This is a genomic window from Streptomyces sp. SID3343 (assembly GCF_009865215.1).
In the GTDB taxonomy this organism is placed as follows: Bacteria; Actinomycetota; Actinomycetes; order Streptomycetales; family Streptomycetaceae; genus Embleya.
In genome coordinates, this window is sequence record NZ_WWJX01001604.1 from 1 (window position 1) to 15,926 (window position 15,926).

The 15,926-nt window shown below is 70.8% G+C and carries 16 protein-coding genes, 1 tRNA gene and 1 pseudogene; 9 read left to right on the top strand and 9 right to left on the bottom strand.

Annotation, left to right across the window (positions count from 1 at the left end; translation table 11 throughout):
* A pseudogene (locus tag GT354_RS51370) lies at nt 1–552 on the top strand (transcriptional regulator); the annotation flags it as partial.
* Nucleotides 553–722: 170 nt separating this feature from the next.
* On the opposite strand, the gene GT354_RS51375 reads toward GT354_RS51370, so the two are convergent.
* On the bottom strand, nt 723–1,211 hold the full coding sequence (locus GT354_RS51375; protein WP_161365285.1) for a YajQ family cyclic di-GMP-binding protein: 489 nt from the start codon (nt 1,209–1,211) through the stop codon (nt 723–725).
* Nucleotides 1,212–1,385: 174 nt separating this feature from the next.
* Between GT354_RS51375 and GT354_RS51380 the strand changes: the two genes are divergently transcribed.
* The 3 genes from GT354_RS51380 to GT354_RS51390 all read left to right on the top strand — a co-directional run bounded on the left by GT354_RS51380 (nt 1,386) and on the right by GT354_RS51390 (nt 3,684).
* Nucleotides 1,386–1,468: transfer RNA gene (locus tag GT354_RS51380), tRNA-Tyr, on the top strand.
* A 218-nt stretch (nt 1,469–1,686) separates the two neighbouring features.
* Nucleotides 1,687–2,391 (top strand): protein phosphatase 2C domain-containing protein, encoded by a 705-nt coding sequence (locus tag GT354_RS51385; RefSeq protein ID WP_202513221.1) that lies wholly within the window; start codon nt 1,687–1,689, stop codon nt 2,389–2,391.
* 186 nt (nt 2,392–2,577) lie between these two features.
* Nucleotides 2,578–3,684: an NUDIX hydrolase gene (locus GT354_RS51390; protein WP_161365289.1), complete on the top strand. Its 1,107-nt coding sequence runs from the start codon at nt 2,578–2,580 to the stop codon at nt 3,682–3,684.
* A gap of 9 nt (nt 3,685–3,693) precedes the next feature.
* Here GT354_RS51390 and GT354_RS51395 read toward each other — a convergent pair whose 3' ends face one another.
* The 5 genes from GT354_RS51395 to GT354_RS51415 form a co-directional block, all read right to left on the bottom strand.
* On the bottom strand, nt 3,694–4,137 hold the full coding sequence (locus GT354_RS51395) for a nuclear transport factor 2 family protein (protein WP_161365291.1): 444 nt from the start codon (nt 4,135–4,137) through the stop codon (nt 3,694–3,696).
* A gap of 132 nt (nt 4,138–4,269) precedes the next feature.
* Complete coding sequence (locus tag GT354_RS51400) at nt 4,270–5,877, bottom strand: beta-N-acetylhexosaminidase (RefSeq protein WP_202513222.1); 1,608 nt, start codon at nt 5,875–5,877, stop codon at nt 4,270–4,272.
* A gap of 147 nt (nt 5,878–6,024) precedes the next feature.
* The gene (locus tag GT354_RS51405) at nt 6,025–6,894 is read right to left on the bottom strand and encodes a carbohydrate ABC transporter permease (protein ID WP_161365317.1); all 870 of its coding nucleotides are present in this window, start codon (nt 6,892–6,894) and stop codon (nt 6,025–6,027) included.
* A gap of 38 nt (nt 6,895–6,932) precedes the next feature.
* Nucleotides 6,933–7,883 carry a sugar ABC transporter permease gene (locus GT354_RS51410; protein WP_346012544.1) on the bottom strand — a complete coding sequence of 317 codons (951 nt, stop codon included), beginning with the start codon at nt 7,881–7,883 and terminating at the stop codon, nt 6,933–6,935.
* Nucleotides 7,884–7,893: 10 nt separating this feature from the next.
* On the bottom strand, nt 7,894–9,186 hold the full coding sequence (locus tag GT354_RS51415) for an extracellular solute-binding protein (RefSeq protein ID WP_161365296.1): 1,293 nt from the start codon (nt 9,184–9,186) through the stop codon (nt 7,894–7,896).
* Between the two features lie 483 nt (nt 9,187–9,669).
* On the opposite strand from GT354_RS51415, the gene GT354_RS51420 reads away from it, so the two are divergent.
* The 5 genes from GT354_RS51420 (at nt 9,670) to GT354_RS51440 (ending at nt 14,763) form a co-directional block, all read left to right on the top strand.
* Nucleotides 9,670–11,241: an amidohydrolase family protein gene (locus tag GT354_RS51420; RefSeq protein WP_161365298.1), complete on the top strand. Its 1,572-nt coding sequence runs from the start codon at nt 9,670–9,672 to the stop codon at nt 11,239–11,241.
* A 10-nt stretch (nt 11,242–11,251) separates the two neighbouring features.
* Nucleotides 11,252–12,070, top strand: coding sequence for an IclR family transcriptional regulator (locus GT354_RS51425; protein ID WP_346012545.1), 819 nt, complete (start codon nt 11,252–11,254; stop codon nt 12,068–12,070).
* The gene (locus GT354_RS51430) at nt 12,067–13,263 is read left to right on the top strand and encodes an alanine racemase (protein ID WP_161365303.1); all 1,197 of its coding nucleotides are present in this window, start codon (nt 12,067–12,069) and stop codon (nt 13,261–13,263) included. Before GT354_RS51425 ends, GT354_RS51430 begins: the two co-directional genes overlap by 4 nt.
* 78 nt (nt 13,264–13,341) lie before the next feature.
* Nucleotides 13,342–14,334: a sugar kinase gene (locus GT354_RS51435; protein WP_161365305.1), complete on the top strand. Its 993-nt coding sequence runs from the start codon at nt 13,342–13,344 to the stop codon at nt 14,332–14,334.
* A 48-nt stretch (nt 14,335–14,382) separates the two neighbouring features.
* Nucleotides 14,383–14,763, top strand: coding sequence for a Rid family detoxifying hydrolase (locus tag GT354_RS51440; protein ID WP_161365307.1), 381 nt, complete (start codon nt 14,383–14,385; stop codon nt 14,761–14,763).
* Nucleotides 14,764–14,786: 23 nt separating this feature from the next.
* Here the strand turns inward: GT354_RS51440 and GT354_RS51445 are convergent, their stop codons facing one another.
* The 3 genes from GT354_RS51445 to GT354_RS51455 form a co-directional block, all read right to left on the bottom strand.
* Nucleotides 14,787–15,149, bottom strand: coding sequence for a VOC family protein (locus GT354_RS51445; RefSeq protein WP_161365309.1), 363 nt, complete (start codon nt 15,147–15,149; stop codon nt 14,787–14,789).
* Between the two features lie 118 nt (nt 15,150–15,267).
* Nucleotides 15,268–15,579, bottom strand: a complete 312-nt coding sequence (locus GT354_RS51450; protein ID WP_161365311.1) for a chaplin — start codon at nt 15,577–15,579, stop codon at nt 15,268–15,270.
* A 117-nt stretch (nt 15,580–15,696) separates the two neighbouring features.
* Nucleotides 15,697–15,926 (bottom strand): hypothetical protein (locus GT354_RS51455; protein WP_237536271.1); only part of this gene is annotated, 230 nt, incomplete at its 5' end.

A 15,926-nucleotide genomic window follows, 5' to 3' on the forward strand; every position in this document is an offset into this window, starting at 1 on the left:
CGGGTCGCGCCCGGGCTGGTGCGGATGATGGCCGGCTGGGACCGGCAGCCCGCCCTCGTGCTGGGCCGCTGCCTCGACATCCTGGCGGGCAACGCCCTCGGCGACGCGCTGTTCGGCACCGCCGCGGACCGCAACCTGGTCCGCCTGGTCTTCCTCGACCCCGCGGGCCGGGATTTCTACCCGGAGTGGGACCGGGTGGCCGCCAACACGGTCGCCGGTTTGCGCTCGGCGGCGGGGGCGGACCCGAACGACCCGCGACTCACCGCACTGGTCGGCGAACTCTCCATGAAAAGCCGGGAGTTCTCGCGCCTGTGGGCCCGCCACGACCTGCGCCGAAAGACCGGCGAGGCCAAACGGTTCAACCACCCCCTGGTCGGCAACCTGACCCTGACCTACGAATCCCTGACCATCAACAGCGACCCGGGCCAACAACTGGTCGTCTACGAAGCGGAACCGAACAGCCCCTCCGCACACGCCCTGACCCTCCTGGGCAGCCTGACGGCCCCGGCCCGCCCGACCACCCCACCGACCCACCGCAGGGCGGACCGGTAGGCAGACCACCCGAACCGCGCCCTCGCCCCCTCAAACGCGGAAAGGGCACAACGAGAGCCCCCATCGACCGACCTCGTCGATGCGCACCCTCGTCGTGCCCTGCCCCCTGCACTACCCGGCGCGGCCGCAGCCCGAAAACAAGCCCCGAATCCGCCCCACTACCGACACACCTACCGGTAGTTGACGTACTGCAACGCGAAGTCCAGGTCCTTGCCCTTGAGCAGCGCGATGATCTCCTGGAGGTCGTCCCGGTTCTTGGACGACACCCGCAGCTCCTCGCCCTGGATCTGCGCCTTGACGCCCTTGGGGCCCTCGTCGCGGATGATCTTGGAGACCTTCTTCGCGTTCTCCTGGGAGATGCCCTCCTGGATGGACGCGAAGATCTTGTACTCCTTGCCGGACACCTTGGGCTCTCCGGCGTCGAGCGACTTCAGCGAGATGCCGCGCTTGATCAGCTTGCCCTGCAGCACGTCGAGGATCGCGCTGACGCGCTCCTCGGAGTTGGCGCGCATCTCGATCTGCTCGCCGGTCCAGCCGATGTGCGCGCCGATGTTCTTGAAGTCGAACCGCTGCGAGATCTCCTTCGAGGTCTGGTTCAGCGCGTTGTCGACCTCCTGGCGGTCGACCTTGGACACGATGTCGAAAGAGGAGTCAGCCAAGGTTCGGATTCGCTTTCTGTGGGATCTGAGTGGGAGGGAAACGCAACCCCTCCAGCCTAGAGCGTCCCCGAAACCCCGTCCCCGCCCCCGCAGCCACGCCGACCCGGATACCGAGTGGCGAACCACCCCGGGTGGTCCGCTATTGTTGTCCCCGTCGCGCCGCAAGGCGCACACGGCGGGTTGCCCGAGTGGCCAAAGGGAGCAGACTGTAAATCTGCCGGCTTATGCCTACGTTGGTTCGAACCCAACACCCGCCACACCGAGACGAAGGCCCCTGACCAGCGGAGACGCGGTCGGGGGTCTTTGTTGTTCTCGGGGGTGGTCGGCTTTTTGAGAACCGTTGGTTGGGCTCCGGCGTGGTTACCGGGAGGGCGTTCTCGTCGAGGGGGCGTTCGGGTCGGCAGACGGGACGAGGCTTTTGCAGGTCAGCCACATCAGTGAGTCGGCTCCCGGGGGTGTCAGCGACGACTGTGTCGTGGCTTCGGAGCGCTTTGTTCTGGTGCTCGACGGGGCCACTGCGAACGGGTTGGCGACCGGGTGCGTGCACGATGTGCCGTGGGTGGTGAGCCGTCTTGCCGCGCAGATCTCCGGGCGGTTGATCGCCGACGGGGAGGCGCCGCTCGCCGATGTGCTTGCGGAGGGGATCGGGGCGGTGTGCGGGTTGCATGCCGATACGTGTGATCTGGGGAATCCGGACAGTCCGTCGTCGACCGTGGCGATGGTGCGCCATCGGGGTGCGGTGGTGGACTATCTCGTGCTGTGTGACTCGCCGATCGTGATCGAGGCGACGGCCGGTGACGTCCGACTCGTGCGGGACGACGCCATGGAGCGTTTGCCCGGGCAGTCGCCCGAGATTCTGCGGGACGTGCGCAATCGGCCGGGCGGGTTTTGGGTCGCGAGCACCGAACCCGAGGCGGCCAAGCACGCGGTCGTCGGGTCGATCCCCGCGGCCGACGTCCGGCGGGTGGCGGTCATGACCGATGGGGTGTCACGACTTTTCGAGTGGTACGGGTGGTCGCTGGGCCGGCTCCTCGGTGAACTTGCGGACGCCGGGCCCGCGGCGCTGGTGGCGTCGGTTCGGGAGGCTGAACGGCGGGCTCCGGTGGGGCGGTTCCCGGGCAAGCGGCACGACGACGCGACGGTTGCTCTTTGTACTCACTTCGATCCGTTCGGTCCGTAGCGCGGGGCCGGGGCCGGCGGAGGCGGCAAGGGGCTGTGGCGGGCTGCGAGCCGACCCCGCCGCCGTTGCGCCGCTCCGTTTCGGGTCCGCCGTCGACCTGCCGGGCGCCGCGCCCATGTCATCCCGCCCCCGCATTGCCGTCGCGCCGGGCCGTCAGAATGGCTCACCACACCACCCGAGGAGTCGATGAGCATGGTCAACGCCGAAGAGCCGGTGTCCAAGGAACTGGTCGACTACTGCGCCGGCCTGCCCGGAATGGTCGTCGGTGCGTCCGTGCTGCTGCATGATCGGCACGGGAACATCGTCGTGGTCGAGCCCAACTACAAGCCGGGGCTGGACATCCCCGGTGGTATGGCCGAGGCGGGGGAGGCACCGCACGAGACGGCCGGCCGTGAGGTTCGTGAGGAGATCGGGCTCGATGTGGTGGTGGGGCGGCTTTTGGCCGTGTGTACCACCACCGCCGAGACGTTCGGGCGGGTCGTGCTCGACTTCGTGTTCGACGGGCCTGTGCTGACGGACGATCAGGTCGCCGGCCTCCGGGCCACGGATGCCGAACTCGACGCCGCGTTCGTGCTGATGCCCGACGAGGCGCTGCCGCGCTTCGCGCCTCGGACCCGTCGTCGGATCTCGGTCGCCCTGGAGGCGTACGCCTCGGGGGCGTGCCTGTACGTCGTCAACGGTCGCGAGTATCGGCCGCGGAAGAAGCGGATCTGGCACGAGGGTGCGGCCGTGCCCGCCGGTACGCCCGTCGGCCGCGCCGCGGGCTGGCTGTTCGATCCGGACGGCCGGGTGCTCCTGGTGGTCGACCCCGACGGCGGCTACGTACTGCCCGGCGGCGGCGCCGAGCCCGAGGACGCCGACCCGCTCGCGACCTTGGCCCGGGAGGCGGCCGAGGAGGCCAACGCGGTACTGGGCGCGACCACCCACGTTGGCTACCTCGCCGACCCCGACGGCGGCGACGTTCGCTCCCGCACCGCTGCCCGGCTCGTGTCGCTCGGCCCGCTGACCCCCGACCCCGCCACCGGCTGGTCGTGGAGCCGCGCCCTGGTCACCCCGCGCCGCGCCGCCGAACTCCTCGGCGACGGCTACGAGGCCCGCCTGCCCCAGGCTTTGGCCGCCCAGCGGCTCGCCCACGAACGTCTGGGCGTACCGATCCTCGACAACGACAGCCGCGTCGACGTACCGGCCGAGGGCGTCACCTTCGTGAGCGGGGATGTGTTCGAGGCGAGCGATGCGTCCGAGCGGACCGATGTCTGCGACACAGAAGCCCCCGACACTCCCCGGGGACGGTGACGGTGACCATCACAACACGTGGTTGAGATGCCTGCTCAGATCGCCCACGTAGTCCGTGATCATGTGCCGGCCCACGAACCGCCAGGCGCCGTCGGCGCGTTCGAACGTGTCGTGGTAGCGACCGGTGAAGATCGGCTGGAGCGGGAAGTCGGCGAGCGACTGGAACACCGTGACGTAGCTGCGGCACGTGCCCGTACCCGCCTCGTCGTCCACGTCGAGCACGAGATTCGTGGTGACGTGACGGGTGTGCGGCGTGCCGTTGTCGGGGTAGCGGCGGGTCCACGCCTCGTACATCCCGCGCGCCGCGTCCGCGCCCGCGATCCGTACGTCCCGGCCCTCGGAGGTGATCGTGGCGTGCGCGAACAACTCGCCCGCCCCCGCGTAGTCACCGGCGTCGATGCGCTCCGCGTACAGCCCGATCAGGTTCGGAATCGCGTGATATCCGGACAACATGTCGCCACCTCTCGTCGGCACCGCAACCAGCGAGCCGACGGTAGCTGACACCGCGTCAGATGTCCTGATCAAGACTCTCGCAGGCGACCCGCAGCCACCGGGGGATCCGGTCCCGAAGTCGCCCCCGCCCGGTCAAACCCCCCGGATGTCCTTCGTCAACTCCAGCAACTCCGCCTCCCGGTCCGCCCGTTCGCGCGGCCACCCCGGCGCGTCCGGCCGGGTCTGCCAAGGATGCGGCCCCGCCAACGGCCGATACTCGACGCCCAACGCGTCCAACCGCGCCAGATGCGCCGACACCAACCGGCCCTCGAATTCCGCGTAGTCACCGGGGCCCGACCACACCGCCTCGGCGAACGCGCACAGCCGCGGGTAGGCCATGTAGTCGATCCGTCGGCCCGAGTCCATGAACTCGGTCCAGATCTGCGCTTGTCCGCCGAGCACCCGCGCGGCCTCCGCCTCGGTGAGCTCCGACGGCACGGGCCGGAAGGCGTAGATGTCCGCGAGCGTCAGCAGCACGCCCACCGGGGTCGGCTCGTCCGGGTGATCGCCCTGTCGATAGTCCAGGTACACGGACGTATCGGGGCATGCCACCACGTCGTGCCCGGCCCGAGCCGCCGCGATCGTCCCGTGGTCGGCGCGCCAGCCACCGATCAGGGTGCCGGCGGGGGCGCCGCCCGCGAGGATCTCGTCCCATCCGAACACCCGTCGCCCGCGCGCGATCACCATCGCCGCGAGTTCGCCGATGAACCAGCCCTGCAACGACGCGGGATCGGGGTGACCCATCGCCTGCCACGGCCCCTTCGGCACCTCGTCGCCGCCGATGCACACATACGGCGACGGGAAGATCGCGCACACCTGGTCCAGCACGTCCGCGCAGAACCGCAACGCCTCGTCCGTGGGCGCGAGTACCCCGTCCGACAGGCCGCCCCATCGCGTCCGTACGCCGTCCACCGGCACCGCGCCCAGCGACGGGTACGCCGCCACCGCCGCCTGTACGTGCCCCGGCAGGTCGATCTCCGGCACGACGGTGATGTGCCGCTCGGCCGCGTACGCGACGATCTCGCGCAGGTCCGCGCCCGTGTAGAAGCCGCCGTGCGGGCGGTCGTCGAAGATCTCGTGCTGCCGCGACCCGCGCATGCTGCCGGTCCGCCACGCGCCCACCGAGGTCAGCCGCGGCCACGCGGGCACCTCGAACCGCCAGCCCTGGTCGTCCGTCAGATGCAGGTGCAGCACGTTCAGCCGGTGCACCGCCATCAGGTCCACGAACCGCAACACTTCGTGCTTGGGCAGGAAGTGCCGGGCCACGTCCAGCATGACCCCGCGCCACGCGTGCACGGGCGCGTCCTCGATCACGCACGCCGGGATCGCCCACGGCCCCGCGGCCACCGCTCCGCGCCGCAACGCGTCGGCCGGCAGCAGCTGCCGCAGCGTCTGCAACCCGGCGAACACGCCCGCCGCCGAACCGCCGCGCACCTCGACGCCCGCGGCGGTGACCGCCAGGCGGTACCCCTCGACCGGCAGCGCGTCGGCATCGAGGACCAGCTCGATCCCGGGGCCGTCGCCCGACGCCAGGAAGCAGCCGGTCGAGGCGCCGAGCGCACCCCGCAGCCACGCGGCCTCACCCGCGAGCTCCGGCGGGTGGATCAGCCCGGTCGCGGGCGACAGCACGTACGCCCCTTCCCCGGGGAGCACCCGGGCGGGCCGAGGGACGACAGCGATCGAAGACGAGTCGGGCAACATCGAAAATCAGTCCTTCACCACAGGAATCGAAGCCACACCGGGCACCGCCCGGCCACCACCACCGTCACCGCAAGCGGACCGGACCACCGCCGTCCCCCCAAGCGCGAACGCGCCCGAAGTCACACCGACACTGAACCCACCCGAGGATCAGTCCTTCACTGCTCCGCCCAGCCCCGACACCAGGTGCCGCTGAACCAACACGAAGAAGATCAAAACCGGAATCGTCATCAGCGTCGAAGCGGCCATGATGCCGCCCCAGTCGTTCTCGTCCGGCTTGAAGAAGACCATCAGCGCGGCCGGAAGCGTCTGGTGGTCGGTGTCGAGGATGAACGTCTTCGCGAACACGAAGTCGTTCCACGCCGTGATGAACGAGAACACCGACGTCGCGGCGAGACCCGGCGCGACCAGCGGAAACAGGATCCGCCACAGGATCGTGAACCGACTCGCCCCGTCGATCCGCGCGGCCTCCTCCAGCGACTCCGGCACCGCCGCGACGAACCCGCGCAACATCCAGATCGCGAACGGCAGCGAGAAGGCCAGGTTGACCAGCATCAGCGAGCCCAGCGTGCTCAGCCCGAACCCGGGCGCGACCTCGCCGATGTCGCGGATGAGGAAGAACAGCGGAATCGTCAGCGCCTCGACCGGCACCATCTGGGCGACCAGGAACATCACCAGGATGGTGGTCTTGAACTTGAACTTGAACCGGGTCAGCGCGACGGCCGCCAGGAACGACACGAGCCCCGACAGCACCACGACCACGGTCGCGACCATCACGCTGTTCAGGAAGTAGCCGCCGAAGCCGCTCACCCCGAACGCGTCCCTGAAGTTGTCCAGGGTCGGGTGCCACGTCCACGGCCGCGGGTCGACCGAGTTGATCTCGCCGTCCGGCTTGAGCGCCGAAAGCACCATCCAGTACAGCGGGAACACGGTCAGCACCGCGATCAGGATCGCGGTCGCGTTGGCGATCCGCCGCGAGATCCGGCGATCGCCCCTGGCCTTGCGCGGCGGACCGGCCACCTTGGCCACTCGCGCGCCGTTCGTCGGATTCGCAGTACTCACAGTTCCTCCCCGGACCGCCGCAGAGCGCGGATGTAGAAGACCGTGACGATCAGCAGGATCAGCGTCATCAGCACGCCGATCGCGGCGCCCAGGCTGTAGTCCGAGGAAGCGAAGGCCTTTTGGTACGCGTACACGTTCAGGACGAGGTTTTGCCCGGCGATGCCGCCGCCCCCGGTCATCACGTAGATCTGGGTGAAGACCTTGAAGTCCCAGATGATCGACTGGATCACCACGATGGTCAGGATGGGCCGCAGGATCGGCAGCATCACGTGGCGGAAGGTCACCCACGTGGACGCGCCGTCGAGCCGGGCCGCCTCCAGGACCGAGGTCGGAATGGCCTGGATCCCCGCGTAGACGGTGATCATCACGAACGGGAACGAGTGCCACACGACCACGACGCCGACCAGCGCGAACGCCGACCACTTGTCGTAGAACCAGTTGTGGCCCTGCATTCCCAGAACCTCGTTGACCAGGCCCAGGTTCGTGTCGAACAGGAACATCCACACGGTGGATCCGGTCATCGCCGGGGCCGCCCAGGCGCCCAGCGCGGAGAACATCAACAGCAGCCGCGGCCACTTGCCGACCCGGGTGAGCAGTACCGCGAGCGCCGCGCCGACCGCGAGCGTCGCGATGACGCACACCGCCGCGAACACCACGGTCTGGAACAGCACGTCCCAGAACTGGTCGTCGTTCAGCAGCGTCGAGTAGTTGTCGAAACCGACGAACTCCGCGACTTCGCCGGCCGAGGCCTGCGGCTGACCGAACTTCAGGAAGGACAGCAGACCGAGTTGGTACAGCGGGTAGCCGAACAGCGGGACGAGGATCACGAACGCGGGCAGCAGCAGCCACACCGGCATCCAGGAGCGTCGCCGGTTCGACTTCGGGGCGGGCCCGCCCGGGCGGACCGGGGCCGAAGCCGGCCGGTCCGCCCGCGCGGTGGTGGTCACGGTCACTGTGCTACTTCCCGGCGAACGCGTTGTCGATGGCCGTCTTCGCCTCGCCCGTGGCACCCGCGACGTCCGACTTGCCGGTGACGACCTTCTGGAACATCGTCGGCACGACGGCCTGCGAGTCGATCTTGGCCCACGCGGCGTCCTTCGGGACGAACTTGGTGCCCGCGTTCAAGGTGTCCATGAACGGCTTGAGCCACGGGTCGCGAGCGACGACGTCACCGCGGGCCGAGGCCAGGGTCGGCAGGTTGCCCATCGCGTCGAACATCTGCAGCTGGTACTTCTTGCCGCCGAGGATCTTCATGAAGTCCACCGCGAGTGAGCGGTGCTGCGACGAGTTCATCACGCCGAGGTCGTTGCCGCCGGAGAAGGCCGGGGCGATCGTGCCGGGGTTGGTCCCCGGCAGCGGAACGACGCCGTACTTGCCCTTGGCCACGCCCGCCTCGACCGCGCTGCGCGAGGAGTTCGGCAGGATCGCCATGCCCGCGGTGCCGGCCGCGAAGGCATCCACCGTCTTGCCGCCGGTCAGGTCGGCGCACTGCTGCGGCGGACAGATGTCCTTGCTGAACAGGTCGGTGTACGCCTTCACGCCCGCCTGCGACTGCGTCGAGTCGATCGCGGAGGCGTACTTGCCGCCCTGCTGGGTGGCGATGTCGCCGCCGTTGGCCCACAGGAAGGGCAGGCCGCCGAAGGTGTACTTGCCGCCGACCGCGATACCGAGCATGTCCGGCTTGGCCGCGCGGACCTTCTTCGCGGCGTCGACCAGCTCCGCGTAGGAGGTCGGGGGCTTGAGACCCAACTCGGTGAAGACGTCGGTGCGGTAGTAGAGCGAGCGCACGCCCAGCCACCACGGCATGCCGTAGGTCTTGCCGTTGACCTGCGTGGTGTCCTTGAGGTCCTGCGGCAGGTCGGCCGCCTCGGTCCACGTGCCCAGGTCCGCCGAGATGTCCGCGAGACCGCCTGCGGCGACGTAGCCGAACAGGTCGGTGTTGCCGAACTCGACCACGTCCGGCGCGCTGTTCGGGTCGTTGAAGGCGCCCTTCATCTTCTCGGCGCGCGGGCCCGCGTCGGTGGGTATGTATCCGACCTCGACGTTCACCTTCGGGTGGGCGACCTTGAACTCGGCGACGGCCGCGTTCACGATCTTCTCCTTCGGCGCGCGGTTGGCCTCGTCGTACAGCCACACCTTGACCGTGCCGGTCTGTTCGTCTGCGGACTTCGACTTGGACGCGGTCCCGGGCGCGCATGCCGCCAGCGCGATGCCGGCCACGGCTACGGCGGCCAAACTCCGGATCTTCACGACGATTCCTCCTGCGGCGAGGCAGGCCGGAACGACCGCGGCGATGCCGCGACCTGAGGGTCGGCCTGATGGGTAAGCGACACGAACAGGACCGCAAGGGCAGACGAACACCCGGTGCGGCGTGAGCGGGACGTTAGAAAGCGGGACGTACTCTCGACAAGGCGTCTCGTCGAACGTTGTGCACTGCAAAACTGTGTGCTGCGAAAGTGGCACCGAGTGCTCATGGGCACGTAACGTCCCTGCTCGATCGGCCCGCCGGGTCCGATCCGCTCGATCGATGCGAGATCGATGCCGGATCGGCATCGACACGAGACAGGTAACGCCGCGAAACGGGCCGGATCGGCCGGCCCCTCGGGAGCCGCCGGATCGGCGCATTCGAGGGGATCGGCGAGTGACGTCGGCGAGATCGGCGCCGGGACCAACCGGCGACAGCGGCGCCGGGAAGAACGGCGGGATCGGCGCCAGGACACAGGAGGGGTTCGCATGAACGACGCCACGTACGACGTCAGGTACGACGTACTGCTGCGCGGCGGCCGGGTGCTCGACGGCACCGGCGCACCCGCCTACCGGGCCGACGTCGCGGTCACCGGCGACCGGATCACCGCGATCGGCCGACTCGACGGCGCCCGCGCCCGGACCGAGATCGACGCGAGCGGCCGCTACGTGTCGCCCGGATTCGTCGACGCCCACGTCCACGGCGACGCCGCCGTGCTGGATCCGGACGTACAACTCGCCGCGCTGCGTCAGGGCGTCACCACGTTCGTGCTCGGCCAGGACGGCCTGTCGTACGCCCCCGCCACCCCCGCGGCCCTGGCCTACGTCACGCGCTACTTCGCCGCGATCAACGGCACCCACCCCGGCTTGGGCGAGGGCCCGGTCTCGGTCGCCGACCTGCTCGCCACCTACGACCGCACCACCGCGGTCAACACCGCCTACCTCGTGCCGCACGGCACCGTCCGGCACAGCGCGCTCGGCGCCACCGCCAGGGGCGCCGACGCGAGCGACCTGGCCGCGATGACCAAGGCCGTCGAGCAGGGCCTCGACGAGGGCGCCTGCGGGCTGTCCACGGGCCTGGAATACGTACCCGGCCGCTACGCCGATGCCGCCGAGCTCGCCGCGCTGCTGGCCCCCGTCGCGGCCCGCGGCCTGCCGCACGTGTCGCACATGCGCGGCTACGAGGGCGCCGCGGGGCCGGCCATGCGCGAGATGCTCGACGTGGCCCGCTCCTCCGGCGTCGCCACCCACGTGTCGCACTATCACGGCCCCGCGGCCGAGCTGATCGCGATGGTGGACGACGCCAGGGCCGAGGGGCTCGACCTCACCTACGACGCGTACCCCTACCTGCGCGGCTGCAGCATCCTCGCGATGGTCGCCCTGCCCCGCGACCTCGACGACCCCGATCCCGACCGGGTCGTCGCCGCGCTCACCGAACCCGCGACCCGCCGCCGGCTGGCGACCGACGTGGACCCGGCCCTGTGGCCGCGGATCACGCTCGCGCACGTGCCCGCCGCCGACTTCCGCTGGGCCGAGGGCAGGCGGCTCGTCGACGCCGCCGCCGAGGTCGGCGCCACGCCCGCCGAGTTCTGCGCCGACCTGCTGGTCGCCACCGACCTCGTCGCGAGCGCGGTGTTCGACCAGCCGCCGACCAACAGCGACGAGTCCGTGCGGGCCCTGCTGCGCCATCCCGCGCACGTGGGCGGCTCCGACGGCATCTACATCGGCGGCAGCCCGCACCCGCGCGGCTGGGGCGCGTTCGCCCGGCTGCTCGCGCGCCATGTCGTCGAACTGGGCGACTGGACCTGGGAACAGGCCGTCGTACATCTCGCGTCCCACCCCGCACGCCGCTTCCGACTCGCCGACCGCGGCCTGCTGCGGGTCGGCCTCGCCGCCGACATCGCGGTGATCGACCCGGCCCGCGTGGCCGACCGCGCCGACTACGGTGACGCCCGCCGACCCGCCGCCGGGATCGACGACGTGCTCGTGGCCGGCGTCCCCGTGCTCGCCGCCGGAGCCCTGACGGGCCACACGCCCGGGCGCCCCGTCAGGCCGTCCTGAGGACATGCCAGTGACCAGCCCAGATCGCGCCTCGGACCGGCCCGAACCGACCACCCGCAACCAATCCGCGTCGCTGCGAAGGGCGTTGGCGGTCCTGGAGCACGTCCGCGATCACGCCGGTACCGCGCCCGGCACCGGCGGCCTGAGCCTGACCGCGGTCGCCGAAGCGCTCGAACTCTCCAAGAGCACGGTCCTGCGCCTGGCCCAGCCGCTGCTCGACACCGGCCTGTTGGCCCGCGACCGCGAGCACGGCCACTTCCGGCTCGGCCCCGGCGCGCTCGCGCTCGGGCAGGCGTACCTCGCGGGCATCGACCTGCGCACCGCCGCGTCCGAGCAGGCCCACAAGCTCATGCGCGAGGCCGGCGGCACCGTGCACCTGTGTGTGCCCGACGCGCCGTACATCGTCTACATCGACAAGGTCGAGAACGAGACCGCCGTGCGGATGGCGTCGCGCATCGGCAGCCGGGCGCCGATGTACTGCACCGCGGTGGGCAAGGCCATGCTCGCGTGGCTGCCCGAGGACGTGTTCACCCTCGTGGTCGATGCCGGCCTGCCCACGGTCACCGCGCGCACCCTCACCGACCCCGGCCTGCTGCGCACCGAACTGGCCCGGATCCGCGGCCGCGGCTACTCGGTCGACGACCGCGAGAACGAACCCGAGGTGCGGTGCGTCGCGGCGCCCATCTTCGACCACAACGACATCGTGGTCGGAGCCCTGTCGGTCTCCGGACTGACCTCTCGTGTCACCGCCGCCCGAGTCCGCGAACTCGGACCCGCCGTCGCGGGGGCGGCCCTACGTGTCTCGCGCACCCTTGGAGCGACTCGATGACCCTGGACTCCTACACCAAGGGCACGTGGCTGCCCTACGGAGAACTCACCGACGACGAACTCGGCGCCGCCGGACACAGTCTGTTCGACGGGCCGTTCACGTGGCCCGTGATGGTCGCGCGCCGGTCGGTACTGATCGCCAACGTCGCGACGATGGCCGAATACACCCGTCGGCACGGCGTGTTGTTCGCGCCGCACGGCAAGACCACGATGTCTCCCGAGTTGTTCGCCGAGCAACTGGACGCCGGCGCCTGGGGGATCACCGTCGCGACCGCCAACCAGGCGCTCGCCGCGCACCGCTTCCGGGTGCCGCGCATCCTGCTCGCCAACGAGGTGCTCGACGAGAAGGTCCTGCGCTGGGCCGCGACCCGACCCGACTTCCTGTTCTACGTCGACTCGCGGGCCGGCGTCGACGTCGCGGCCCGGTCGCTGGCCGCGGTGCCCGGCGGGAAGCTGTCGGTCCTGGTCGAGCTCGGCCGGCCCGGCGGACGCACCGGCTGCCGCAGTGTGGCCCAGGCGGTTGACCTCGCCCGCGTCGCCGCGGCCGTGCCGGGACTGAGCGTGGCGGGCGTGGCCGGCTACGAGGGCGGTCTGCCCGACACCGAAGCGGTCGGCGCGTGGATGCGCGAACTCGTCGCGGTCGCCGACGAGATCGCCGAGCTGGTGCCCGGGACCCCGATCGTCTCGGCGGGCGGCAGTGCCTGGTTCGACGCGGTCGTGGACGTGCTCGCGCCCGAGGGCAAGCCGCTCGCCGACCGGCAGATCGTCCTGCGCAGCGGTGCCTACATCTCGCACGACGACGGCTACTACTCGCGCGTGACGCCGTTCGCCCGCCACCCCGAGGAAGGCTCGCTCGTGGGCGCCCTGGAGGTGTGGGCTCAGGTGATCTCCGCGCCCGAACCGGGCTTCGCCGTCCTGGGCGCGGGCCGCCGCGACGTACCGTTCGACATTGACCTGCCGGTTCCGCTGCGGGTGCGCGCCCTCGACGGGACGGTGCGCGACGCGGGCGCGGCCCGCGTGGTCAAGCTCGACGACCAGCACGCCTACGTCGACCTGAACGACACCGTGTTGGCCCCCGGTGAACTGGTCTGCCTGGGCGTCTCGCATCCGTGTACCGCCTTCGACAAGTGGCGCGCGGTGCCCGTCGTGGACGACGAGCACCGCGTCGTGGACGTGCTCAACACGCACTTCTGACCACTGCGCGCCGATTCGCTCCACCCGCTGTGCCCCATCTTTTCCTCCACCGACTACGCGACTCCGCGAGAGGACTCCATGACCGCCGAACCCCGGGACGCCCCGGATGCTGCGGACGCTCCGGACGTGGTCACGCTCGGCGAGACCATGGTGCTGCTGACCGCACCGCGGATCGGCCCACTGCGGCACGCCCGTTCGCTCGACGTCGCGATCGGCGGGGCCGAGACCAACCTCGCGATCGGGATCACCCGACTCGGCCGCCGGGCCGCCTGGATCGGCCGAGTGGGCGACGACGAGTTCGGCCGGCTCGTGCTGGCCGTGCTCGGCGGCGAGGGCCTGGACACGCGTGGCGCGGTCCTCGACCGCGACGCGCCCACCGGGCTCATGGTCAAGGCCAGGCGCACCGCCGCCGCCACCGACGTGCGCTACTACCGCGCGGGCAGCGCCGGTTCGCGCCTGTGCCCCGACGACGTCGACCCCGCGCGGATCCGCGCGGCGAGGATCGTGCACATCACCGGCATCACGCCCGCGTTGTCCGCGACCGCGCGCGCCGCGATCCGGGCCGCCGTCGCCGAGGCGAACGCCGCCGGGGTTTTGGTGTCGTTCGACCTGAACTACCGGCAGGCGCTGTGGACCGCGGAGGAGGCCGCCCCGGAGCTGCGCGCGCTGGCCGCGGGCTCCGACGTCCTGTTCGCGACCGAGGCCGAGGCCCGTCTGGTCCTCGGGGCCTCGGATCGGGCGACCCCCGACGAACTCGCCCGCGAGCTGTGCGCGCTCGGCCCCACGCAGGTGCTGCTCAAGCAGGGCGCGCGCGGCGCGATCGCGTTCGTCGACGGGATCCGTCACGACGTCCCGCCGCATCGCGTCGAGACGGTCGACCCGGTCGGGGCCGGCGACGCGTTCGCCGCCGGCTACCTGGCCGAGCTGCTCGAAGGCTCGTCGCTACCCGCGCGCCTCGCCACCGCCGCCGCGGCCGGTGCCTTCGCGGTCACCGTGTCCGGTGACTGGGAGGGGCTCCCGCGCCGCGACGAGCTGCGCCTGCTCCAAGCGGACGACGCCGTCGCCCGCTGACCGACCGAACCGGTACCCCGCTCCACTCGATCAGGAAAGCGAAATCCCATGGCTCACAAGGAAATCCGTACCGCCGCCGCCCCCGCGCCGGGTGGCACGTACTCGCAGGGCATCGACGCCGGCGACTTCGTCTACACCGCGGGCATGGGCCCCATCGACCCGGCGACCGGTGCGACCGTCGGCGACGATGTGGCGGCGCAGACCCGCCAGGTGCTCGACAACCTCAAGGCGGTGCTCGCCGAGGCCGGTCTCGACTTCAGTCACGTGATCAAGGTGACCACGCACCTGGAGCACCTCAAGCGCGACTTCGCCGGCTACGACGAGGTGTACCGCGAGTACTTCACCGCGCCCTACCCCGTGCGCACCACGGTCGGCTCGGACCTGATGAACATCCTCGTCGAGATCGACGTGGTCGCTCGCCGCCCCTGATCGACGCAGCGTCCGTCCGGTGGTCATACCGGCTGGAGGAACTCCAGCCGGTTGCCCACGGCGTCCTCGGTGAAGAATCGTCGAAATCCCGGCATTTCGTCGTCCGGCACGACGTTCGCGCCGTGCCGTGCGAGCGCGGTCGCGAGCGTGTCGAGGTCGTCGACCAGGATGCCGGGGTGGGCCTTGCGGGCCGGTCGGAATTCCGCCTCGACACCCAGGTGGATCTCCAGGGTGTCGGCGCGCAGCCACAGACCGCCGCGCGCGGCGAGCACCGGCGGCTTGGGGACCTCGGTCATCCCGAGCACGCCGACGTAGAACGCGCGGCAGGCGTCCTCGGCGCCGGGCGGGATCGCGAGTTGGACGTGGTGCGGTGCGAATGTGGTCATGCGGGCATGCCTACCCCGGCGGCCGGTCCCGGACGTGCGTGACACGACGTGCGACAGCCCCGCCCGGTGCGTGAGAACGCACCGGGCGGGGCTGTCGGCGTTGGAAAGCTCTAGCGCACTACCACTTGCCCGAACCCTCGTGGCCCTCGTGACCCTCGTGACCCGAGTCGTACGAGTCGTCGGCGAGGTTGTCGGCGTTGATGCACACGTTGCCGACGGTCGGGTTGAGGACCCCGATGATGTCGACGGTGTTGCCGCACAGGTTGACCGGGATTTGGATCGGCGCCTGGATGTTGTTGCCGGAGGCCACGCCGGGCGAACCGACGGCCGCGCCCTCGGCGCCGGCACTGGCCATGGCGGGGGCAGCGGCACCCGCGAGAGCGGCGCCCACAGCGGCGGTCATGACGGCGGCCTTGGCGATACGCGACATCTTGAGTCGGTCCTTTCGATTTGCACGGTTCCACCCGCGGCGGGTGGATCCTGAACAACGCGCGACCTCGCCGGGGGATACGGCGACACCCTCGAAAGAGGCACCGGGCCTGCGAAGTTAGGCCGTACGGGCGGATTCGCGCAGCCGCGCGGCCAACTCGTGGGCGACCTGAGCGAGTTCTGCGGGCGCGGTCGCGGCCATCGCGCACAGCACGTCGGCGGACGCCTGCGCCACCGCGCGCGGCACCGACACGGGTGCGAGCCCGTCGAGCACCGAGCGAGTCCGCGCGGCAACCGGCGGCTCATCGACCGCGGTTGCGGCGTGGGGCGCGGGGCCGCCCGTAGGCG